The organism is Shewanella sp. Isolate11 (assembly GCF_022398315.1).
Taxonomy (GTDB): Bacteria; Pseudomonadota; Gammaproteobacteria; order Enterobacterales; family Shewanellaceae; genus Shewanella.
In genome coordinates this window covers 16,923-37,929 of the sequence record NZ_JAKEVF010000008.1, presented here as the reverse complement: position 1 = coordinate 37,929, position 21,007 = coordinate 16,923, and the positions used below count along the sequence as shown (strand labels likewise).

The 21,007-nt window shown below is 44.8% G+C and carries 21 protein-coding genes; 6 read left to right on the top strand and 15 right to left on the bottom strand.

Annotated features, from left to right (window positions below):
* Nucleotides 1-43: 43 nt before the first annotated feature.
* Nucleotides 44-934 carry a LysR family transcriptional regulator gene (locus L1D21_RS15395; protein ID WP_239846158.1) on the top strand — a complete coding sequence of 297 codons (891 nt, stop codon included), beginning with the start codon at nt 44-46 and terminating at the stop codon, nt 932-934.
* 9 nt (nt 935-943) lie between these two features.
* Here L1D21_RS15395 and maiA read toward each other — a convergent pair whose 3' ends face one another.
* From maiA to phhA, 5 genes are all read right to left on the bottom strand, one after another.
* Nucleotides 944-1,588, bottom strand: coding sequence for a maleylacetoacetate isomerase (gene maiA, locus L1D21_RS15390; RefSeq protein ID WP_239846213.1), 645 nt, complete (start codon nt 1,586-1,588; stop codon nt 944-946).
* A gap of 63 nt (nt 1,589-1,651) precedes the next feature.
* On the bottom strand, nt 1,652-2,638 hold the full coding sequence (locus L1D21_RS15385; RefSeq protein WP_239846157.1) for a fumarylacetoacetate hydrolase family protein: 987 nt from the start codon (nt 2,636-2,638) through the stop codon (nt 1,652-1,654).
* Between the two features lie 243 nt (nt 2,639-2,881).
* On the bottom strand, nt 2,882-4,426 hold the full coding sequence (tyrR, locus tag L1D21_RS15380) for a transcriptional regulator TyrR (protein WP_239846156.1): 1,545 nt from the start codon (nt 4,424-4,426) through the stop codon (nt 2,882-2,884).
* A gap of 238 nt (nt 4,427-4,664) precedes the next feature.
* Nucleotides 4,665-5,000 (bottom strand): 4a-hydroxytetrahydrobiopterin dehydratase, encoded by a 336-nt coding sequence (locus L1D21_RS15375; RefSeq protein ID WP_239846155.1) that lies wholly within the window; start codon nt 4,998-5,000, stop codon nt 4,665-4,667.
* Between the two features lie 33 nt (nt 5,001-5,033).
* A complete protein-coding gene (phhA, locus tag L1D21_RS15370) occupies nt 5,034-5,831 on the bottom strand; it encodes a phenylalanine 4-monooxygenase (protein ID WP_239846154.1) in 798 nt (265 codons plus the stop codon).
* 297 nt (nt 5,832-6,128) lie between these two features.
* Between phhA and galU the strand changes: the two genes are divergently transcribed.
* The 4 genes from galU to L1D21_RS15350 all read left to right on the top strand — a co-directional run bounded on the left by galU (nt 6,129) and on the right by L1D21_RS15350 (nt 9,168).
* Nucleotides 6,129-7,049 (top strand): UTP--glucose-1-phosphate uridylyltransferase GalU, encoded by a 921-nt coding sequence (gene galU, locus L1D21_RS15365; RefSeq protein ID WP_239846153.1) that lies wholly within the window; start codon nt 6,129-6,131, stop codon nt 7,047-7,049.
* Nucleotides 7,049-8,059, top strand: a complete 1,011-nt coding sequence (gene galE, locus L1D21_RS15360; RefSeq protein ID WP_239846152.1) for a UDP-glucose 4-epimerase GalE — start codon at nt 7,049-7,051, stop codon at nt 8,057-8,059. Before galU ends, galE begins: the two co-directional genes overlap by 1 nt.
* Nucleotides 8,060-8,144: 85 nt before the next feature.
* The gene (napF, locus tag L1D21_RS15355) at nt 8,145-8,624 is read left to right on the top strand and encodes a ferredoxin-type protein NapF (RefSeq protein WP_239846151.1); all 480 of its coding nucleotides are present in this window, start codon (nt 8,145-8,147) and stop codon (nt 8,622-8,624) included.
* 109 nt (nt 8,625-8,733) lie between these two features.
* Complete coding sequence (locus tag L1D21_RS15350) at nt 8,734-9,168, top strand: polymer-forming cytoskeletal protein (RefSeq protein ID WP_239846150.1); 435 nt, start codon at nt 8,734-8,736, stop codon at nt 9,166-9,168.
* A 92-nt stretch (nt 9,169-9,260) separates the two neighbouring features.
* Here L1D21_RS15350 and L1D21_RS15345 read toward each other — a convergent pair whose 3' ends face one another.
* The 10 genes from L1D21_RS15345 to cysD form a co-directional block, all read right to left on the bottom strand.
* Nucleotides 9,261-9,956, bottom strand: a complete 696-nt coding sequence (locus tag L1D21_RS15345) for a DUF2982 domain-containing protein (protein WP_239846149.1) — start codon at nt 9,954-9,956, stop codon at nt 9,261-9,263.
* Nucleotides 9,957-9,992: 36 nt separating this feature from the next.
* Nucleotides 9,993-10,838 carry a YdcF family protein gene (locus L1D21_RS15340; protein WP_239846148.1) on the bottom strand — a complete coding sequence of 282 codons (846 nt, stop codon included), beginning with the start codon at nt 10,836-10,838 and terminating at the stop codon, nt 9,993-9,995.
* A gap of 56 nt (nt 10,839-10,894) precedes the next feature.
* Complete coding sequence (mak, locus tag L1D21_RS15335; RefSeq protein ID WP_239846147.1) at nt 10,895-11,785, bottom strand: fructokinase; 891 nt, start codon at nt 11,783-11,785, stop codon at nt 10,895-10,897.
* Between the two features lie 28 nt (nt 11,786-11,813).
* Nucleotides 11,814-12,572 (bottom strand): 3'(2'),5'-bisphosphate nucleotidase CysQ, encoded by a 759-nt coding sequence (gene cysQ, locus L1D21_RS15330; protein ID WP_239846212.1) that lies wholly within the window; start codon nt 12,570-12,572, stop codon nt 11,814-11,816.
* A gap of 123 nt (nt 12,573-12,695) precedes the next feature.
* Nucleotides 12,696-13,700, bottom strand: a complete 1,005-nt coding sequence (locus L1D21_RS15325; protein ID WP_239846146.1) for an NAD-dependent epimerase — start codon at nt 13,698-13,700, stop codon at nt 12,696-12,698.
* Between the two features lie 14 nt (nt 13,701-13,714).
* The gene (locus L1D21_RS15320; protein ID WP_239846145.1) at nt 13,715-14,881 is read right to left on the bottom strand and encodes a nucleotide sugar dehydrogenase; all 1,167 of its coding nucleotides are present in this window, start codon (nt 14,879-14,881) and stop codon (nt 13,715-13,717) included.
* A gap of 143 nt (nt 14,882-15,024) precedes the next feature.
* Nucleotides 15,025-15,657, bottom strand: a complete 633-nt coding sequence (gene cysC, locus L1D21_RS15315; RefSeq protein ID WP_239846144.1) for an adenylyl-sulfate kinase — start codon at nt 15,655-15,657, stop codon at nt 15,025-15,027.
* A 144-nt stretch (nt 15,658-15,801) separates the two neighbouring features.
* Nucleotides 15,802-17,529: an SLC13 family permease gene (locus L1D21_RS15310; protein WP_239846143.1), complete on the bottom strand. Its 1,728-nt coding sequence runs from the start codon at nt 17,527-17,529 to the stop codon at nt 15,802-15,804.
* Between the two features lie 68 nt (nt 17,530-17,597).
* Nucleotides 17,598-19,004, bottom strand: a complete 1,407-nt coding sequence (gene cysN, locus L1D21_RS15305) for a sulfate adenylyltransferase subunit CysN (RefSeq protein ID WP_239846211.1) — start codon at nt 19,002-19,004, stop codon at nt 17,598-17,600.
* A 56-nt stretch (nt 19,005-19,060) separates the two neighbouring features.
* Nucleotides 19,061-19,966, bottom strand: coding sequence for a sulfate adenylyltransferase subunit CysD (gene cysD, locus L1D21_RS15300; protein WP_239846142.1), 906 nt, complete (start codon nt 19,964-19,966; stop codon nt 19,061-19,063).
* A gap of 484 nt (nt 19,967-20,450) precedes the next feature.
* On the opposite strand from cysD, the gene rfbC reads away from it, so the two are divergent.
* Nucleotides 20,451-20,999 carry a dTDP-4-dehydrorhamnose 3,5-epimerase gene (gene rfbC / locus L1D21_RS15295; protein WP_239846141.1) on the top strand — a complete coding sequence of 183 codons (549 nt, stop codon included), beginning with the start codon at nt 20,451-20,453 and terminating at the stop codon, nt 20,997-20,999.
* The last annotated feature ends 8 nt before the right edge of the window (nt 21,000-21,007 follow it).

Sequence of the window (21,007 nt, the reverse complement as noted above, 5' to 3'; positions counted from 1 at the left end):
CCTAATTCAATAATAGATAAAGTGCAACTGAAGATAAAAAGCTATGGATATCAAACAACTAAAACAGTTCGATGCGTTAGCCACTAAAGGCAGTTTCACCCTCGCGGCGAAACAGCTCAACATCGCTCAGCCCGCACTGAGTCAGAGTATCAAACGTCTCGAAACCGATTTAGGCGTTACCTTGATAAATCGTAATCGACATTATCGAGGTCAAGATGGCAGCCGTCTCACATTGACCGCCGAAGGTGAGGCGCTACATCAGCATGCCAAGCTGATCATCAAGCAGGTTAAACAAGCCGAAGCGCAAATAAAATCGATGGCAAATCTCACCAAAGGCGAAGTCAGAATTGCGGTGCCTGGAATGCTGGGGTCCTATTATTTGCCATCTCGCTTAATGGCCTTTCGCCATCATTATCCCGATCTTAAGTTGTCACTGTTCGAAGGCGGAACCCGCGATAGTTTGCGTATGCTGCAAAATGAAGAGGTAGATATCGCCATCATTACTGGGCAAGACTTGCAGGCTAATTTTGACAGTCACTTGTTACTCAGAGAGCAGATGGTGGTTGCCGTGGGTGAAGACCATCCACTGGCAGTGCAGAAAAACGTGACTCTGAAGCAGTTTTTCGAGCATGAATTAGTGATGTTCAAGCCCGGTTACTTCCACCGAGAATGGATGTTGGCTCAGGCAAAATTATTAGATCTCGATGTCAATATCGCCTTTGAAACCAACTTGATTAACCTGATTAAACAGATTGTGTCTCAAGGCTATGCCATTACCAGCGTACTGGAGATGGTGATCGAGCAGCGCGACAATATTCTCGCTTTACCCTTCTCTCCTGCGGTGTATCTCGATCTGCATATCGCTTGGAACAAAGAACGTCCCGTGGGCATAGCAGATCGAGCCTTCGTCGATTTTCTAATGCAAAACCGTTAATAACTAAATTTAGCAAGCATCGGCTTGTTGTTCTGGAGCAGCGTTTACAAATGCCTCAAGCTGATGGCAATTGTCCCAGATACGACGGATATGAGGATAAGCAGTAAGATCCACGGCAAATCGATTAGCGTTATACACCTGAGGAATAAGGCACAGATCAACTAAGGTGACATTATCACCAAAACAGTAACGACCTGAATATTGCTCCAGCTGCTTCTCTAGCGCCGCAAAGCCTTGATGGATCCAATGGTGATACCAGGCAGTTTTACTCGCCTCATCCAGTTTCATTGGCCCGGTTAAATACTGTAATACCCGCAAATTATTAAGCGGGTGGATCTCACAAGCGACAGATAACGCCATTGCACGTACTAACGCACGTTCTTTGGCACTGCTAGGTAATAAAGGGGCTTGCGGATAACGCTCCTCAAGGTACTCAATCATGGCCAATGATTGCGAGAAGACTAAGTCTTCTTCTGCATCGATTAAGGTGGGAACCAACTCATGTGGATTTAATGCCGCATAATCGGCTTTATGTTGCTCACCTCCCTCTTTAACTAAATGAACCGAGCTGTGTTCAACATCGATCCCTTTCAAATTCAGCGCAATTCGAACTCGATATGCCGCGCTTGAACGCCAGTAGCCAAGTAACTTCATCATTTGTCTCCTTACAAAAAGGGGGCGAACATACGTCGCCCCCTAAGCTATAACAGCTGCAAATTAACCTTTGTACTGCACAACTTGCTGGTCAATAGAACCGAAGATAGATTGTTGGTTTTCATCCAACATTTCGATACGCACTCGGTCACCAAAACGCATAAATGACGTTGAAGGCTTACCATCGGCAATCGTTTCCAGCATACGAGTTTCAGCTAGGCAGCTTGAGCCCGCGCTGCGGTCATAGTTTGAAATTGTTCCAGAGCCAATAATCGCGCCGGCACCCAATGGACGAGTCTTAGCAAAATGACTAATCAACTGACTAAAGTTAAACGTCATATCTACACCACAGTTAGGTTGACCAAACAGTTCACCATTTAAATGGGTGATCAGTGGCAGGTGTACTTTACTGTCTTGCCATTTGCCGTCCAGCTCATCAGGCGTCACAGCGACAGGAGAAAAGCTGCTTGAAGGCTTAGCTTGGAAAAAACCAAAGCCTTTAGCCAACTCAGCAGGGATAAGGTTACGTAATGAAACGTCGTTGACCAACATCAACAGCTTGATGTGCTCAGCCGCAGAAGCGGTCTCGATGCCCATAGGCACATCGTCAGTGATCACGGCCACTTCAGATTCAAAATCGATGCCCCACTCTTCGCTGGCAAGTTCAATATCAGCCTTAGGTGCGATAAAGCAATCAGATCCGCCTTGGTAAACCAATGGGTCGGTCCAAAATGTTTCAGGCATTTCGGCGCCACGCGCCTTACGAACCAGCTCAACGTGGTTTACATACGCACTACCATCGGCCCATTGATAAGCACGTGGCAGTGGCGATAAGCATTTGGCTTCATCAAACTCTACCGCATTATCTAACATGCCTGCGTTAAGCGCTTCGTAAAGCTCTTGAAGTTGTGGCTGAAGCAGATCCCATGTGTCTAATAGCTGTTGCATAGTGTGAGCAATTGCTGGCACGGCAACGGCTTTAGTCAAATCCTTACTCACAAGCATTAGTTGGCCATCACGGCGGCCATTATCATAACTTGCTAACTTCATACCGACTCCTATCGAATTCTTATTTTCGATGCCAGAAAAACAATGAATATCGGCATCGATTGATCATTTGCCCATAGAAATAACCTATGGTTACAGATATAGGAATAGCGTGACCTAAATCACGCTATTGTTGTGAATACACCATTTTGTAAATTATTCATTACAGCTATGAAGTCGCCTGCGAATTAGGCCACTTGCGTTTCAATTTGCTGCAAAAAACAACAATTTTGTGGCAATCAGGTTTTACATGCCTTTTTGCTTGCTGATCTTATATTCACGCAGCTTATTGGCAATCGCTGTATGAGAGACACCCAACTTTTTCGCTAGCTGTCGCGTACTAGGATAAGCAGGATAGAGACGTCTTAATAAGCTGGCTTCAAACTGCTTCATCGCTTCATCGAGACTACCCTCGAATTGATGATCAAAATAGCCAAAACCTTCAGCATAAGAAGGCAATTTGAGCTGTTCGACATTCAACTCGGCCGAACCATCCCACATTGAAACTGCGCGGAAAATGGCATTCTTAAGTTGGCGTACGTTCCCCGGCCAAGCATAACTTAATAGATGTTCACGGCATGCCGCCGAAATACGGCGGATCGGGATCGACATCTGTTGACTGTAATGCTCTAAAAACATCTCGGTTAGCGGGATAACATCCACCTTGCGCTCACGCAAACTGGGCATATGGAAGCTCAGTACATGGATGCGGTAATAAAGATCCTCACGAAACTCCCCCGATTGGCACAATTCCGCCAAGTTTTTCTGGGTTGAACAGATAATACGTACATCGGAGCGTACTTCGACATCACCGCCCACGCGGCGGAAAGTACCATCTTGCAGTAAGCGTAACAGTTTGACCTGAGCCGCCTTAGACATCTCGGCAATTTCATCTAAAAATACCGTACCGCCTTTAGCTTCTTCGAAGAAACCTCGTCGCACCACTTCACCAGCACTCACATAGCCGAACAACTCTTCTTCGGCTGCGCTGTCGGGCATAGCTGCACAGTTAATGGCGATAAACGGATGTTCGCGGCGCATACTGGCATCGTGACACGCTCGAGCCATCAACTCTTTACCCGTTCCAGTCTCACCGGTGATCAACAGCGGTGCATCAAGCTGCGCCATACGCCTTGCTTGCACTAACACCTCTTTCATCTTGTCGCTAACGGCCAACACGTTTTCAAAGCCTGCTGCTTGGTTTTGCAACGCATTAAACTGTTTGCCTACCCGCGCAGGAGACTTGAGTGACACCACGGCGCCAGCCAAAATACTTTTATCATTTTCATCAGGTAGATAGATGGGTAACATCTCAGCTAAGTATTCACTTTGACCGATATTAACTCGGGTCGCTTGGGCTAACACCAGAGGCTCACTCAGCCAACGGGCAAAATTAAAGCCTTGTACCCAATGGTTTAGCGGCTCATCGATCACCTCATGTTCACCCATGCCTAAGGTCATGATGGCCGATTCATTAATAATGCGAATGCGCCCTTTTATATCGATAGAAAATACAGAGTCAGGTAGGGTTTTTAGTAAGGTTTTTAATGCGTAATGCTCCTGCTCAGACGGCATAAAAGACACCGTTCTGACGTCGTGAACCCCCTCTACCTTACGAATAAGCGGTAACAGTTCACTTAATAGGTCAAATTTTACTTCAGCAAACTGCAGATACAGAAACCCTTGATTACTGGCATCAATGGCTAATAAATTGATGCCATAACCTTCTAAGATCTCAAGAATACCTTTTGCTAGCCCCACTCGGTCGATGCAACTAACTTCAATGCGCATACGATGTTGTCCCTTTGATTTTAAATTCATTATTTTTTGGGAAAGTTCGCCGTTGCAGTCCTTAGCTCAATGGCTAAACAAGCGAAAGCAGCGCCGATAAAACGCCTATACGTTAAATTGAATTGTGATTTGTGGCAAGAGATGTTTACAAGTGAAAAGAGTTTGTTAAATACAAAAAAGCGCCATATTAATTATATAGCGCTGATTATCTTTATATTTTTATTTACTAATTCACTGTTCAGATCAGTTGGTCAGTCTTGGCTGCCATGATGAAATCGTTACGATGTAATCCTTTAATCGAATGTGACCACCAAGTCACGGTGACCTTACCCCACTCGGTTAAAATACCAGGATGATGGAACTCAGCCTCGGCAAGATCAGCGAGTTTATTGGTGAACTCCATCGCCAGTTTAAAGTTTTTAAACTTATAAACGCGTTCCAATTGCATAATGCCGTCACGTACTTCAACGCCCCAATCAGGGATCATGCGAATTAATTCAGCCAGCTCGGTATCAGTTACTTTTGGCGCATCAGCTTGGCAGGCTTCGCATTTCATTTGCGCTAATTCAGTCATAATTACTTCCTATAAATTATCGTTATTATTCAATTAACTTGCTTTAGATTTTGGCTCAAAAAGAGGAGCATGCAAACCTAATTGGCGGGCTTGAGTTACCGCCTTCATGATATCCATTTTGACCACCTCATCGAGGTAATCAATCGAGTCAATAACGTAGTAAACCGGTTGCATGATATCGATACGATAAGGTGTACGCAGCATATCAATCAGATCAAACGGCTTAATTAATGGGGTATCACCCATGGCATATAAGGTTTCACCTGGTGAACTTAAAATGCCACCACCATAAATTTTAAGCTGATTGTTACTGTCTCGTAGTAATCCAAACTCTACCGTAAACCAATAGAGCCTCGCTAAAAAGACACGTTCCTCTTTCGAGGCTGCCAAGCCTAACTTGCCATATTCATGGGAAAAACGGGCAAATGATGGATTAGTTAACAGTGGGCAATGACCAAAGATCTCATGGAAGATATCCGGCTCTTGCAGATAATCAAACTCTTCTTGGCTGCGAATAAAAGTCGCAACAGGAAACTCTTTATTTGCCAGTAGTTGAAAAAATTTCTCAAATGAAATGAGCGCCGGCACACCTGCAGTTTTCCATCCCGTGGTTTCCAGCAGTACCTTATCAATCTCTTGCAATTGAGGAATACGTTCTTCTGGCATTGCCAAATCCTTCAGCCCCTGTAGATACGCATCACAGGCATACTGAGGTAAATTACCTTTTTGTCTCTGGTATAACGCTTGCCATATTTTATGTTCGTTTTCTGGGTAAGCGATATAACCTTGACTATCAGGCATCCTCGCCTGATATGTTGTTTGTTTGCTCATGTTTAATACAACACTCTTGACTACTTCTACCACCATACTTGACCAAAGCCGTCTATTTGTTAACTCCTCGCCCATTTATAGTTGTTGATCTAGATCTCACTTTTTGTAACTTAAAATTTACAAATATCCTGCTTAGGTCGCCAAACCCACCATGTTTCAACTATCTAGAGCGTGTCACAAAATGAACGCTCGGTGACCACAAGCGCCAACATTTATAACGAATCCAAAGTTTAAAATGGATTTTCAGTGTATTTTTATTAGAATGGAACCCTACTTTGCATCCAAATAAGGGAAAGGATGAAACCGCATAAAGTTCACAAAGCCGTTATCCCGGTTGCAGGATTAGGCACTCGCATGCTCCCAGCCACCAAAGCCATCCCCAAAGAGATGTTGCCTGTCGTCGACAAACCCTTGATCCAGTATGTTGTTAATGAAGCTATTGCGGCAGGGATTAAAGAAATTGTACTGGTCACTCATGCCAGTAAAAACTCGATTGAAAACCACTTTGACTCTAGTTTCGAGCTAGAAGCACAACTAGAAAGCCGAGTTAAAAGACAGCTGCTCGCCGAGGTTCAGGCGATTTGTCCCAAAGATGTCACTGTGATCAGCGTACGTCAGTCGCAAGCCAAAGGTTTAGGTCACGCTATCTTGTGTGCTCAGCAAGTGGTGGGAAATGAGCCTTTCGCCGTATTGCTACCCGATGTCATCGTCGATGAAGCCAGTTGCAACCTGCGCTGCGATAACCTTGCAGAAATGGTGAGCCTTTTCGATCAGACCGAAGTGGGTCAGATCATGGTTGAAGGCGTGCCAGAGCAACAAGTAGATCAATACGGTATTGCCGATGTTAACGGCCAATCCCTTGAACCAGGGCAATCACAGCCCATCGTTAAATTGGTAGAGAAGCCCGCGATCGATGAAGCACCATCGAATTTAGCCGTGGTAGGACGCTATATTCTCCCCCGTGAGATCTGGTCTTTATTATCAAAAACCCCAGTCGGTGCCGGTGATGAGATCCAATTAACCGATGCTATCGCCATGTTGATGGAGAAGCAGCAAGTCAATGCCTACTATATGAAAGGTAAGAGTCACGATTGCGGCAATAAACAAGGCTATATGCAAGCCTGTGTTGAACATGCTCTGCGCCACAATCATGTGGGTGCTGAATTTAAAGATTACCTCATAAAACTGGCTCAAGAATTACAACAGGAAAGCAATTAATGACCATTTTAGTCACCGGCGGTGCAGGTTATATCGGCAGTCATACCGTCGTTGAACTGCTTAATGATGATCAATCTGTAGTGATCATCGACAATCTTTCAAACGCTTGTGTAGAAGCGCTCACTCGGGTCGAACAGATCACTCAAAAACAAATCACTTTTTATCAAGGCGATGTTCTTAATAAAGCCTTCTTGCAAAAAGTGTTTACCGATCATGATATCGATGCCGTTATCCACTTTGCAGGGCTTAAAGCTGTAGGCGAATCAGTTGCCCAGCCGCTACGTTATTATGAAAATAACGTCACTGGCACCTTAGTACTGTGTGAGGTGATGCAAGAATTTAATGTGAAGAATCTGGTATTTAGCTCATCGGCTACCGTCTATGGCGACCCCGCCTCTTTGCCAATCACAGAAGATTTTCCCACAGGTGCGACTAACCCTTATGGCCAGTCAAAATTGATGGTAGAGCATATTCTTAGCGATCTACATCATGCCGATCCTAGCTGGAACATCGCTAGATTACGTTACTTTAATCCCGTTGGTGCCCATGAAAGCGGTTTAATTGGTGAAGATCCTAACGATATTCCCAATAACTTGATGCCTTTTATTGCTCAAGTTGCTGTTGGCCAGCGTGAATTCCTTAGCGTATTTGGCGCTGATTACGACACCCACGACGGTACAGGTGTACGCGACTATATCCATGTTGTCGATTTAGCCAAGGGACACTTAAAAGCGCTCGAAAAGCTTAATACTCAGTCTGGATTGGTCACTTATAACTTAGGTACAGGCCAAGGCTATAGCGTACTGGATATGGTCAAAGCCTTTGAAACTGCCTGTGGTCATCCAATTAACTATCAAGTCGCCCCTCGCCGTCCCGGTGACATCGCCGCTTGTTATGCTGATCCTGAAAAGGCCAAAACCGAGCTTAACTGGCAGGCCACACACACGATTGAGGATATGGCCAACAGCAGTTGGCATTGGCAATCACGTAATCCAAACGGCTATAAATAAGTGAATAAAGCAATGGTAAGTCGACGTTTTAGCAATAACAAACAGCCTTTACCGATACTTACCCTTGCTTTTAAGTCAGGACATTATGAGTAATAGCATCAACCATCAACGTCGTAACCTGTTTCGTCGCAACAACAAGAGCGCCATCAGACCGCCTTGGAGCAAGACCGATATCGAGTTTACCGACATTTGCACTCGCTGCAATAAATGCATCGACAACTGCGAGACTCATATTTTAATTCGCGGTGATGGTGGCTTTCCTGAAGTCGACTTCACTATTGACGAATGTAGCTTTTGCCAGCGTTGTGTCGAGGTGTGCCCCGAGCCCTTGTTTAACGATGTTAGTCAGGCGCCTTGGTCAATCACAGCTCACATAAATGATACTTGCCTGACCCATACGGGTGTCTGGTGCCAAAGCTGCAAAGATAGTTGTGATAGTCAAGCGATCAAATTTACTGCTGCCATAGGGCAAGCGCCTAAACCTATGATATTAAATGACCTGTGTACAGGTTGTGGTGCCTGTGTCTCCCCTTGCCCTAATCACTCGATAACCATAAAAGCTTAAGCCGCTTTTTTGCCAAAAATATGACGCTCTAGCGCCAAATATTAGTGGTTTTCCAATGAAGATTTTATGGTTACTATCATCTTAATATTAGCAATCTTCATGGACTATTATGTTTGGAAAAAAACGTCATCAAGCGGGCCTGACCTTCATTGCTCAAGGCACCAAACTCTCCGGTGAAACTCACTTTTCTGGCGAGGCCTTGATTGGGGGTGAGCTTCATGGAAAAATCAGTGCCGCCGATAAACTCACTATCGAAGCCGATGGCTATATCGAAGGCGAGCTGCAGTGCAAATCACTCAAAGTCTCTGGCGTGTTTAAAGGCAAACTAAAATGCGACAAACTCAATATCACCAGCACTGGGGTTGTTGAGGGTGAGATTGCCTGTAGTTCTATGGAGATCTTCGAAGGCGGCCAATTTATCGGTATGAGAATCAAAGAAGATATCGCCCTGTTAGCCGGCGAACACCAAGCAAAAACGATATCAAGCCAAGATGAACAGCCAGAGATGGATTACTCGGCAAACAAAGAAGGTTTAACAACGTGACAACTCACCGCCTTAATCAGGGCGAGGGTTTACGGCGAAATTGCTAAGGTTAACAACACATACAAACTCAGGCTATCTCAAACTACCTCAAGCTAGGTGTTGTCCTTGGTGGCTAGTGCGTGTTGTTTATATTCTCGCAGTAAAGACAAAAACTGCCGAGGCTCTCTATCTAAACAATCGATAGGGATATAAACATGGTAGCCAAGCTGGGCATTTAATTGCTGGCAGCGACGGGTAAACATGGCTTGCACACCATGATATTGCCGCTCTTCCAGGGTCAACGGTGAAAACTCAGAATTAAGATAGCGCTCTAAATCCGCCAACTCTCCGTCTAATGTCAGTGATGACATCAACAGCGGGCGTTGTTCACTTAATAATCCCGTTGCCAACCTAGGGGGAATATCATCAATCAAGGGCGACAACTGCTTTAACTTCACCCCGATGTAAGGCAACTCGTGACTATCTAGTGCTTGAATGCTTCTTGGCACATCGACACGTTGAATATTGGCCCACTCCAGATAAATAGTGCCACGATGGTGGTGATACACTAAGCCTTGCTGTCTCAGCTCAATACTCACTTCCGGTTGCCATAATTTCGCCACGCCTAGCACGGTGAAAATTATTCCGAAAATAAAACACACCATTCCCAGCCCCAACAGGCTCTTTGAAAACAAGAATAACATTAACCCGATAATTAACGTGCTAACGCCTAATAAGGTAAAACTTTTACCATTACGCTTGGTCACTGCACGGATAGCCACTGGGGTTTGAGAATCAAGGTCTGTCACACGTTAACTACCTAAAGTGATATATTAAAATGCTAATCATGATTGTTGAGTACTATGACGACCAACGACGTCAGAAACATCGCCAGAAACATAGTCACCGCTTAGGGTAAACTTTATCTTCAGCCAAAGCATGCCAACGTATTCATGAATCGCTCGCTGAGAAACCAGTAAATTTCTCGCATCAAGTTTCCACCAATAACCATTTCGAGCGATAAAATCACCAGGCGCTGCCTCTGGATGCATCCTCAAATAGGTAAAAATCATCATGGCTCTAGGCATATGAGTCGCAGAGGTCACTAAACGAAAAGGCGCATCACCTATTACCTGTCGCAACAACAGCGCTTCTTCTAAAGTATCCTTAGCCTCGGGAAATTGAATAATCTTCGATGGGTCAACGCCTAGTTCGCCAGCGGCAGCCGCCATCACTTCAGCATGAGACAGCGCATCACTCCCTCCCCATCCACTGACTACCAACTGGCACTCTTGCGCTAATCCATGACTCGCTTCATGACCTAATCCTAAGCCAAATCCCTGAACTAGCCTGAGCTGGCGCAGCCCTTCAGTTAATCTGGCTAATGCCGTAGCGGATAATTGCTGCGTAGGATAAGTTGATACAGTGGAGTCATGGCCACTCCCCAGCACCATCACGACACAGGGAGAGTTCATAGCACGATTGTTAGGTGAATACTGCTCTTCTAGAGACAAGCCGATTGCCTGACTCCCCCATTGACTACTCAACACCAGCAATAGACCGATGGCTAAACCCAGCAATAATCTCAGCCGTTGTTGATCACGTATAAGAAGCAGCACAATTACAAGCAACAACAGGGTTAACGGCAGCGGCATAAACAGCTGAGAGATGATTTTTTTCAACCAGAACATGGGCAAGCCTTACGCCAAATGATTGTTATAATAGAAAATCTTATAACGCCAAGCATTTACCAAAGCCAAGCAGCCCCGCGGACACCCGATGAACCACCATACATATTCTGCACGACTGGCGTACGACATTCGCCACCTAACACATATTGAGGTAATACTTTGGGCAATAAGGGATAAATAGCGTCGATATTCGATACACCGCCACCGAGCACAATAACATCGGGATCGAGTACATTAATCACATGTGCTAAAGAACGGGCTAACCGGTCGATATAGCGATCAAATGCCGCTTGAGCTAAGGGTTCACCTTTTTGCATACGGCTAGCGATCTCTATCCCGCTAGGCGCATCACCTCCGGCTGCTTTATAGTCCCGAATAAAGCCCGTGCCAGAAATAAAGGTTTCAATACAGTTCTTATTGCCACAGAAGCATTCGGTAGAATTAAATTCATCTTCGGTCATCCAAGGCAATGGGTTATGCCCCCACTCACCACCGATGCCGTTCCCTCCAGCGTGCACCTTACCGTTAATGGCGATACCAGCACCACAGCCGGTGCCAATGATCACGCCAAAAACAATACCTTTACCCGCTGCTGCACCATCGACAGCTTCTGACACAGCAAAACAATTGGCGTCATTCGCCACTCGAACTTCTCGGCCTAAACGCTTACCCAGGTCTATGTCCAACGGATGGCCATTGATCCACGTCGAATTCGCATTTTTAACTAAACCTGAATATGGCGAAATAACACCTGGAATACCAACACCAACAGTCCCTACTTGTCCCACCTCAGATTCAGCTTCATTGACTAAGGATTCAATCGCATCGAGTGTCGCTTGATATTCCCGAGGCGTTGGAACACGTTTTCTAAATAGCTCTTTACCCTGCTCGTTTAACGCTACTATTTCGATTTTGGTTCCACCGAGATCGACACCCATCCTTAACATAGCTAACTCCAACCTGAATCCGTTTTAATTACTTACCCAGCCAATGTTTGGCCGTGGCGATAAAGTAAGGGTTTAAAATGTTCTCTTTTTGATTGTAATCCAATACCTTGCCAGTTTCATGGTTGATCACCTGACCGCCAGCACTTTCGAGTACCGCTTGGGCTGCTGCGGTATCCCACTCGCTGGTGAGTCCAAGTCGAGGATAAATTTCGGCGTTACCTTCGGCTAAGATGCAAAACTTCAGCGAACTTCCCACGCTGGTGATTTCATGCTCCCCTAACGCTTGTAAATAAGCTTGTAATCCAGGGCTCACATGAGAACGGCTGCCCACAATACGCGGCACATCAGGCGCGGTGGCTCCCAGAGTATTCAAATTAGTGATTTCGCCTTGATGTTCAAGCCAAGCACCCAGCTCCTGTGCACCGTAATAACATTTCTCAAGCACAGGGGCATAGACCACACCAGCCACGGCTTTACCATTATCGATGAAGGCAATATTGACGGTAAATTCACCATTACGCTTGATAAATTCTTTAGTGCCATCGAGCGGATCGATCAGCCAATATTGTTGCCATGACTTACGCTCATTCCAATCGATATCAGCCGCTTCTTCGGACATCACCGGAATATTGGGCGTCAGCTTAGCTAAAGCATCAACAATTTTATGATGGCTGGCAATATCCGCCGCTGTCACCGGGCTATCATCTGATTTGGCTTCAACACCAAAGTCGGCGCTAGCGTACACTTTCATAATGGCAATGCCAGCTTGCTTGGCGATATCCACCATATCAGCCAACCATTCATGATTAAATTTATGACTCAAAACAGAATCTCTCCTTGAATTAATGATGGTTAAAGCAAGCTTAGGCTAAGCTAAAACGCAGAGCGAGAAACAGGCTGCAGCAACAGCCTATTTTTGATAAAAATCACGATACCAAGCAACAAACTCAGCCACACCCTCTTTCACCGACACATGAGGTTTATAACCCGTCGCGTCGAACAAATCGCTGACATCGGCATAAGTTTGATAAACATCACCCGGCTGCATCTCTCTGAACACCTTGTCAGCCTCGATACCTAATTCCGTTTCAATGGCTTTAACAAATTCCATCAAGTTAATCGGTGAGCCATGACCAATATTGTAAACGGCATAAGGCGCAGAGCTTGTTGCTGGAGAGCCACTCTCAACGGTCCATTTATCATCTTTACCCGGAATAACATCCGCAATACGCACCACACCTTCAACAATATCAATCACATGAGTAAAGTCACGCCACATATCACCATTGTTATTAATCTGGATTGGCTCCCCCTCTAGAATCTTCTTAGTGAAGATAAAAGGTGCCATGTCCGGCCTTCCCCAACTGCCGTACACGGTAAAAAAGCGAAGGCCAGTAGTGGGAATGTCGTACAGATGAGAATAACTATGGGCCATCAACTCATTGGATTTTTTAGTCGCTGCATAAAGCGATACAGGATGATCGACACTGTCAGTGGTGGCAAATGGCGTTTTCGCATTCAGGCCATACACAGAGCTCGAAGAAGCATAAACTAAATGCTTCACCTTGCTATGACGACATCCTTCTAAAATGTTCAGATGACCGACCAAGTTAGAGTCAGCATAAGCATGGGGGTTTTCGATTGAATAGCGCACCCCAGCTTGAGCCGCTAAGTGAATAACGCGATCAAACTGCTCCGATTGGAATAACTGCTCAACCGCAGCTCTATCGGCTATATCTAACTGAATAAAGCGAAAATCTGCATGAGTAATGCGATCTAAACGGGCATGTTTTAACTTAACATCATAATAATCATTAATATTATCGATACCCACCACTTGATGGCCAGATGCAGTGAGTTTTTCAACAACGGCGCTACCGATAAAACCAGCTGCCCCCGTAACTAAATATTTCATATTCATACCAAAACTTAATCTGAACCAAAGAGATCACGAGTATAGACTTTATCGGCTACATCGGAGATCTCCTCGACCATACGATTAGACACGATAACATCGCACATCTGTTTAAACTCATCTAAATTCTTGATCACTTTCGAATGGAAAAATTCCGCTTCCTCTAGCACAGGTTCATACACCACCACTTCGATGCCTTTGGCCTTAATGCGTTTCATGATCCCTTGAATACTCGATGCACGGAAATTATCGGAGCCAGCTTTCATGATCAGTCGATAGATACCGACACGTTTAGGATCACGCTTCAAAATACTGCTAGCAATAAAATCCTTACGGGTCGTGTTTGAATCAACAATCGCGCCAATGATGCTATTGGGTAAATCAGCGTAATTCGCCCGCAATTGTTTTGTATCTTTTGGCAAGCAATATCCGCCATAGCCAAAAGAGGGATTATTGTAGTGATCGCCAATACGTGGATCTAAGCCGACACCTTCAATGATTTGCCGAGAGTCCAAACCATGAGATTCGGCGTACGTATCGAGTTCGTTAAAATAAGCAATGCGCATCGCAAGATAAGTATTAGAAAACAGCTTAATGGCTTCGGCTTCAGTAGAACCGGTAAACAAGACCTGAATATCGGTTTTCTCAGCCCCTTCTAGCAAGAGATCAGCAAATACCTTAGCACGCTCACTCTGCTCACCAACAATAATACGAGATGGATGCAAATTATCGTATAAGGCTTTGCCTTCACGTAAGAACTCGGGAGAAAAGATGATATTGTCACTGCCAAGCTCTGCTTTAATACGCTGGGTATAACCTACTGGCACGGTAGATTTAATCACCATTATCGCATCAGGGTTAATCGCCATCACTTCTTTGATCACGGCTTCAACGGACTGGGTATTAAAGTAATTTGATTTAGGATCGTAATCGGTTGGGGTCGCAATAATCACATACTGCGCATCACGGTAAGCGAGCGTTTTGTCTGTCGTTGCCGTCAAGTTAAGAGGCTTATTTGCTAAAAAATCTTCAATCTCAGTATCGACAATCGGTGAACGTCGCTGATTAATCAACTCAACCTTTTGTTCAATAATGTCGACAGCAAAAACCTGATGATGTTGGGCTAACAGAACCGCGTTTGATAAACCCACATAGCCTGTACCCGCGATAGCAATTTTCAAAATAGATCCTTTGTTCGATACACATCAATGATACTCATTGAACAAGAGAGCGAATAATGCACCTTGCGGCTTTGCAGTTCAACTCTCTATGTAGAACAATAGTTTAAAATACTCGACGCAACAAAGCACTTTATCATTGATGTTTAACGCGTTATCAGCCCTATCTCGACTAAATAATCCACAACCTGCTGCGCACATTGCTGTACATTCTTGGTCGCGGTTTCAACATGAACCTCTGGCGACTCAGGTGCTTCATAGGCAGAGTCGATTCCGGTGAAATGTTTAATCTCACCCGCTCGGGCTTTCTTGTATAACCCTTTAGGATCTCGCTGTTCACAAACGGCTAATGGGGTATCGATAAACACTTCGATGAAAGCCATGTCACCCAGTAAATCTCGGACCATGGCTCGGTCAGCACTAAAAGGTGAGATAAATGCCGTCGACACCAGTAAACCTGCATCGACAAATAATTTCGCTACTTCACCAATACGGCGGATGTTTTCGACTCTGTCTTGGTCTGAAAAACCTAAGTCTCCATTTAACCCATGGCGAACATTGTCACCATCAAGCACATAGGTTTTACAGCCATTATCATGCAGCATTTTATCTACCGCATTGGCCACGGTCGACTTACCTGAACCACTCAACCCTGTAAACCACAACACGGCTCCTTGGTGACCGTTAGCAGAAACCCGCTCCTGATGAGACACACTGGCTTGATGCCACACAACATCAGAAGATTTTTCGTCAGCTTCAACGGTTTTATAGGGAGACATGTTTATCCTTTAAAATGCTCAATTTTAAGTTTTAAGTTTTAAGTTCTAGGTTTTAAGCTGTAAGTTTGGCAGTGCTTATGGCTTACCACTGGTTACTTACGCTTATGATTTCCAATAAATACTATATCGCTCACCGCGCTCCACTTAAAAAGGGAAAAATTGCGGTATCGCCAACAATACAATGACACCATAGGTCAAGCTAATAGGCAGACCCACTTTAACAAAGTCTTTAAGATGATAACGCCCAGCGTTATACACCATCAAATTAGTTTGATACCCATAAGGGCTCATAAAGCTACCACTCGCCGCAAAAGCGACTGTCATCACAAACGGCAAGAAGTCGACCCCAAAACCCAGCGCAATACTATAAGCGATAGGAAACATCAGTGCTGCGGCGGCATTATTAGTGATAAGCTCAGTCATCAACCAGGTAGTGACATAAACAATAATCAGCGCGAACATCAGGTGATCTTTATCTGCTACGCCCCCTACCCAGTCAGCAACAAACTGTGCCACACCAGCATTAACCAGCGCATGAGACAGGGTAATAGCCGAGGCCACAATCAGCCAGATATCAACCGGGAAACGTCTGACAATTTCATTAGCATTAATACATTGACTGAAGATAAGAATACCCAGCAGTAAAAACATGCCTTGCAGCATGTCCAATACGCCCGTGGCCGCTAGCACTAATGCCAGCACAAAACCACCAATAGAAACCCAAGCTTTCTTGCCGCTGATCCGCGTTTCTGGCTCAACGCCACTGAGCACAATAAAATTCTTACTGATATTACGACGAGTGAGGAAATCCTCACCCACAGCGAGAACCAAAAAGTCACCGGCTTTGATTTTCACTTCACCCAGCTTGCCAGAGATCTCTTCACCGTCTCGACGGATCGCTAACGTTGCCGCATCAAACAAGGCCCTAAAGCCGATGCGTCTCATGGTTTTACCCACCAACACGCTCTCAGGTTTCACCACGACTTCGGTCAGGTTACTGTCGAGTAAACCGCTTTTATCGGCAAACATCTCAAGCCCCGAAAACTGGCTGAGTTGCATCACCTTAGTAATATCACCACTGAAGATTAAGCGGTCGCCCAGCTGCAACACTTCTGTCGGGGTCACAGGGCTGATCAAGCGGTTATTACGAATCACCTCGACTAAAAAGAGAGACTCCAAATGACGCAAACCATTATCTTCCACCGAGCGGCCAATTAACTCTGAGCCTTCAACCACCTTGGCATCAATAAAATAGCCCTGCAAATGGGTCGGCTCATCGACTATATCAGGTAAAAAACCACTCACGAGTCTTAGCATCAAACCACAACCCAGCACTAACATTGCGCCAATCGCCGTGAATGAGAAAAACGACAGCGACTGACCGGACGCCTCGATATACATACTGTTGACGATTAGGTTAGTCGATGTCCCCACTAAGGTTAGTGTGCCGCCGAGGATCGCCGCGTAAGATAAGGGAATAAGCAGTTTGCTCGCCATGTGATGCGGATTGTTTCGAATAGGTGACAACAAGGTGGCCACCACGGCAGTGTTGTTCAACAACGCCGAACTCAGCGCAGTCATACCAAACAGCCGCAGCCAAGTACTATGATAAGAATTGACTATCACTTTAGAAGCGATGACTCGCAGCAGGCGCGTTTTTTCCAACGCAAAAGAACATAAGATCAACAGCACCAAGGTCACAAGTCCAGGATTGGACATGCTAGAAAGTAACTGTTCTGTGGTCACAAGGTTAAGTGCCACCAGCAGCAGTAATGCCACCCCAAACACACGGGCTGGGCGATTTTGAAAACGCACTAATCCCACGATAGTCGCGAGAAATATGGCAATGGTTAGGTATGCGTTTAATGTCATAAATTCTCGATTATTGACCGTTGAGAAACCATCAAGCGCAGCAAATACAGTCGCTGCGCTTGAGCACATTACGCCTTAGAAATGTCTTTCACGCCCCAATGTGGGAAATGTTTACGTACCAAGGTATTCATCTCAATTTCAAATTCAGAGATTGCACGCTTTTTACCTTTAGCGTCAATAGATTTACGGATCATCCCTGCACCAACAGTCACGTTAGTTAATCTATCGATAATAATAAATGCACCGGTATGACGGTTGCTATCATAGGCATCAAACTGCACTGGCGCAGTCACCGAGAAATGACAATTGCCCATCTCATTTAGTGCCAACTGCTGCGCGTCATGTTTGGTTAGATTATTGATATCAACCTTATAGTTAATTGCATCAACATAACCATATACTGCCTTACTACCTAATTTAATAGCATATTCTCTATCAACACATAAGGGTTCTTCCGTCATCCACACCACATCGGCTTCGAAGTGGCTGCTGGAATTAGGCTTATTGTGCGGACGCACCAACATATCGCCACGGCTGATATCAATCTCATCGGTGAGGGTTAATGTAACCGCCTGCCCCGCTGTGGCTTTTTCTAAATCGCCATCGAAAGTGACAATCGATTTAATCTGACTTTCTTTACCTGACGGCAACGCTGCAATGGTGTCACCGACACGGATCTCTCCAGAAGCCACAGTGCCGCAGAAACCTCTGAAATCAAGATTTGGACGGTTCACATACTGAACCTGAAAGCGGAATGACTCACTTCTGTCTTGTTCAACAGATACCGTATTAAGCAACTTGAGCAAGGTTGAACCAGGATACCAGGTCATATTCTCGCTTTCGTTTACAACGTTATCGCCTTTAAGCGCTGAGATAGGTACAAAACGTACATCTGTGAACGCAAGATCCTGTGCAAATTCACGATAAGCTTTCTTGATGTTTTGATACACGCTCTGATCGTAATCCACCGCGTCCATCTTGTTGATGGCAATAATCACATGCTTAATGCCCAATTGAGAACAGATATAGCTGTGACGACGAGTCTGAACTTGTACTCCATGACGCGCATCAATCAAAATAATCGCTAAATCGGATGTTGAAGCGCCGGTCGCCATATTGCGGGTGTACTGCTCATGGCCTGGGGTATCGGCAATAATGAACTTACGCTGTTCGGTCGCAAAATAGCGATAAGCCACATCGATAGTAATGCCTTGCTCACGCTCAGACTGCAACCCATCAACCAACAACGCTAAGTCAAATGCTTCATCAGTAGTGTTAAAACGTTTAGAGTCTTTCTCGATAGCCGCCATCTGATCTTCAAAGATCATCTTGCTATCAAATAACAGCCGTCCAATCAAAGTAGACTTACCATCGTCCACGCTGCCACAGGTCAAGATACGCAACATATCTTTGTTTTCATGCAGCTTTAAATAAGATTCGATATCGGTTTGTAATAGTGTCGATTCAGTTGTCATGGTCACTCTCGTCATTGGTTATCTGTGTCTAAGTCAAAAATGGTTTCAGGTTCAGCCTAGAAATACCCTTCCATCTTCTTCTTCTCCATCGAGCCAGCGGAGTCATTATCAATCACTCGCCCTTGTCGCTCTGAGGTGGTACACAACAACATCTCTTGAATAATTTCAGGTAACGTCGTGGCTTCAGATTCCACGGCACCGGTGAGCGGATAACAACCTAAGGTTCTAAAACGCACCATCTTATTTTCAACCGTTTCGCCCGGTTGAATTTCCATGCGCTCGTCATCGACCATGATCAAAGTTCCATCACGTTTAACCACTGGGCGTGGCTTAGCTAAGTAAAGTGATGGAATTTCAATATTTTCTAAATAGATATACTGCCAGATATCCAGCTCGGTCCAGTTAGACAAAGGAAACACTCGGATACTCTCGCCTTTATCGACCTTACCATTGTAGATATTCCACAGCTCGGGACGTTGGTTCTTTGGATCCCAGCGGTGTTTGCTATCGCGAAACGAATAGACACGCTCTTTAGCGCGAGATTTTTCTTCATCACGACGGGCCCCACCAAAGGCGGCATCGAAACCATGCATATCCAATGCTTGCTTCAGCCCTTCGGTTTTCATGATATCAGTATGCTTGGCGCTACCATGAGTGAATGGCGAGATATTCATCTCGATACCACGAGGATTTTTATGGACAATCAAGTCAAAGCCATATTTCTTAGCCATCTCGTCGCGAAACGCGATCATCTCTTTAAACTTCCAGTTGGTATCCACATGCATCAACGGAAACGGGATCTTACCGGGATAGAAAGCCTTACGTGCTAGGTGTAACAGCACTGAAGAGTCTTTACCGACAGAATAGAGCATCACTGGATTATCAAACTCTGCGGCAACTTCACGCATGATTTGAATCGATTCAGCTTCGAGCTGCTTCAAATGGGTTTGCTGTGTAGACATATCGATTTCCGTATAATTCCAGTTAAATTAAGATTCTCTAACCATCTTTCTTTCGTTGTTACAGGCACTAAGTTACAGGCACTAACTTAGCACTTCACACCTGTAACAACGAAAGAAAGATACATGAACCAAAATGAGATATAGAAATAATACCAGTACGGCGACCATTTAGAAGTTATAAATATTAATTTATTTATACAAAAAAGGAATATGATGTGATTGAACACTTAGCTCTAAATGTTGGAAAGCTTGTGTTCAAGCAACTAAATACAGACAGCTTTCATTCAATTCAACAAGAGGCTGAAGTGAGCGATGACCGTTGAAATGAGATGAACCCAGCGATGACTGACCTAGAATTGCTAAAAACCTGAAGTAATTTCAGCGCTAAGATAGAGACACATCAAGGAATCTACAACGAATTGAGGGAAAATGTTGTATGCTTCTGTGCTGAACACAAGCCCGTTATCAGTTGCTGTAAACAATAATGAAAATTATCGATACCCATATTCCAGATGTGAAGATACTTAAGCCTCAAGTCTTCACTGACGCACGAGGTTACTTTTTTGAAAGCTTTCGTCAGCAATGGTTTCAACAGCATGTTGCTAACCTAGATTTTGTGCAGACTAACCAGAGTCAGTCTATCGGTGGGACACTTCGCGGTTTACATTATCAACGTATGCAACCACAAGGAAAACTCGTTAGGGTGATGAGTGGGGAGATATTTGATGTGGCAGTTGACTTAAGACAAAGTAGCCCAAGTTTTGGTCATTGGACCGGACATATTCTTTCAGCAGATAACCATTGCCAAATGTGGATCCCACCTGGATTTGCCCATGGTTTTTATGTGATGTCAGATAGCGCCGAATGCCTGTATCAATGCAGTGACTACTATGCGCCTAATGACGAGTATGCCATAAAGTGGAATGATGACACCCTAGCGATTAATTGGCCACTGTCGTCTAAGCACTCGCTACAACTCTCAGAAAAAGATAACCAAGCTGGCAATTTTACTGATGCCCGCATGTTTGATTAAGGCGAGCC

What these genes read in the sequence shown, in the direction of transcription:
- L1D21_RS15325 (WP_239846146.1), bottom strand. Translation starts at nt 13,700, where the DNA reads ATGAAATATTTAGTTACGGGGGCAGCTGGTTTTATCGGTAGCGCCGTT.
- rfbC (WP_239846141.1), top strand. Translation starts at nt 20,451, where the DNA reads ATGAAAATTATCGATACCCATATTCCAGATGTGAAGATACTTAAGCCT.
- L1D21_RS15395 (WP_239846158.1), top strand. Translation starts at nt 44, where the DNA reads ATGGATATCAAACAACTAAAACAGTTCGATGCGTTAGCCACTAAAGGC.
- L1D21_RS15375 (WP_239846155.1), bottom strand. Translation starts at nt 5,000, where the DNA reads ATGACTGAATTAGCGCAAATGAAATGCGAAGCCTGCCAAGCTGATGCG.
- cysN (WP_239846211.1), bottom strand. Translation starts at nt 19,004, where the DNA reads ATGACAACTGAATCGACACTATTACAAACCGATATCGAATCTTATTTA.
- L1D21_RS15310 (WP_239846143.1), bottom strand. Translation starts at nt 17,529, where the DNA reads ATGACATTAAACGCATACCTAACCATTGCCATATTTCTCGCGACTATC.
- cysQ (WP_239846212.1), bottom strand. Translation starts at nt 12,572, where the DNA reads ATGGTGGATATCGCCAAGCAAGCTGGCATTGCCATTATGAAAGTGTAC.
- tyrR (WP_239846156.1), bottom strand. Translation starts at nt 4,426, where the DNA reads ATGCGCATTGAAGTTAGTTGCATCGACCGAGTGGGGCTAGCAAAAGGT.
- mak (WP_239846147.1), bottom strand. Translation starts at nt 11,785, where the DNA reads ATGTTAAGGATGGGTGTCGATCTCGGTGGAACCAAAATCGAAATAGTA.
- cysC (WP_239846144.1), bottom strand. Translation starts at nt 15,657, where the DNA reads ATGTCTCCCTATAAAACCGTTGAAGCTGACGAAAAATCTTCTGATGTT.
- phhA (WP_239846154.1), bottom strand. Translation starts at nt 5,831, where the DNA reads ATGAGCAAACAAACAACATATCAGGCGAGGATGCCTGATAGTCAAGGT.
- L1D21_RS15340 (WP_239846148.1), bottom strand. Translation starts at nt 10,838, where the DNA reads ATGTTCTGGTTGAAAAAAATCATCTCTCAGCTGTTTATGCCGCTGCCG.
- L1D21_RS15350 (WP_239846150.1), top strand. Translation starts at nt 8,734, where the DNA reads ATGTTTGGAAAAAAACGTCATCAAGCGGGCCTGACCTTCATTGCTCAA.
- galU (WP_239846153.1), top strand. Translation starts at nt 6,129, where the DNA reads ATGAAACCGCATAAAGTTCACAAAGCCGTTATCCCGGTTGCAGGATTA.
- maiA (WP_239846213.1), bottom strand. Translation starts at nt 1,588, where the DNA reads ATGAAGTTACTTGGCTACTGGCGTTCAAGCGCGGCATATCGAGTTCGA.
- cysD (WP_239846142.1), bottom strand. Translation starts at nt 19,966, where the DNA reads ATGTCTACACAGCAAACCCATTTGAAGCAGCTCGAAGCTGAATCGATT.
- napF (WP_239846151.1), top strand. Translation starts at nt 8,145, where the DNA reads ATGAGTAATAGCATCAACCATCAACGTCGTAACCTGTTTCGTCGCAAC.
- L1D21_RS15385 (WP_239846157.1), bottom strand. Translation starts at nt 2,638, where the DNA reads ATGAAGTTAGCAAGTTATGATAATGGCCGCCGTGATGGCCAACTAATG.
- galE (WP_239846152.1), top strand. Translation starts at nt 7,049, where the DNA reads ATGACCATTTTAGTCACCGGCGGTGCAGGTTATATCGGCAGTCATACC.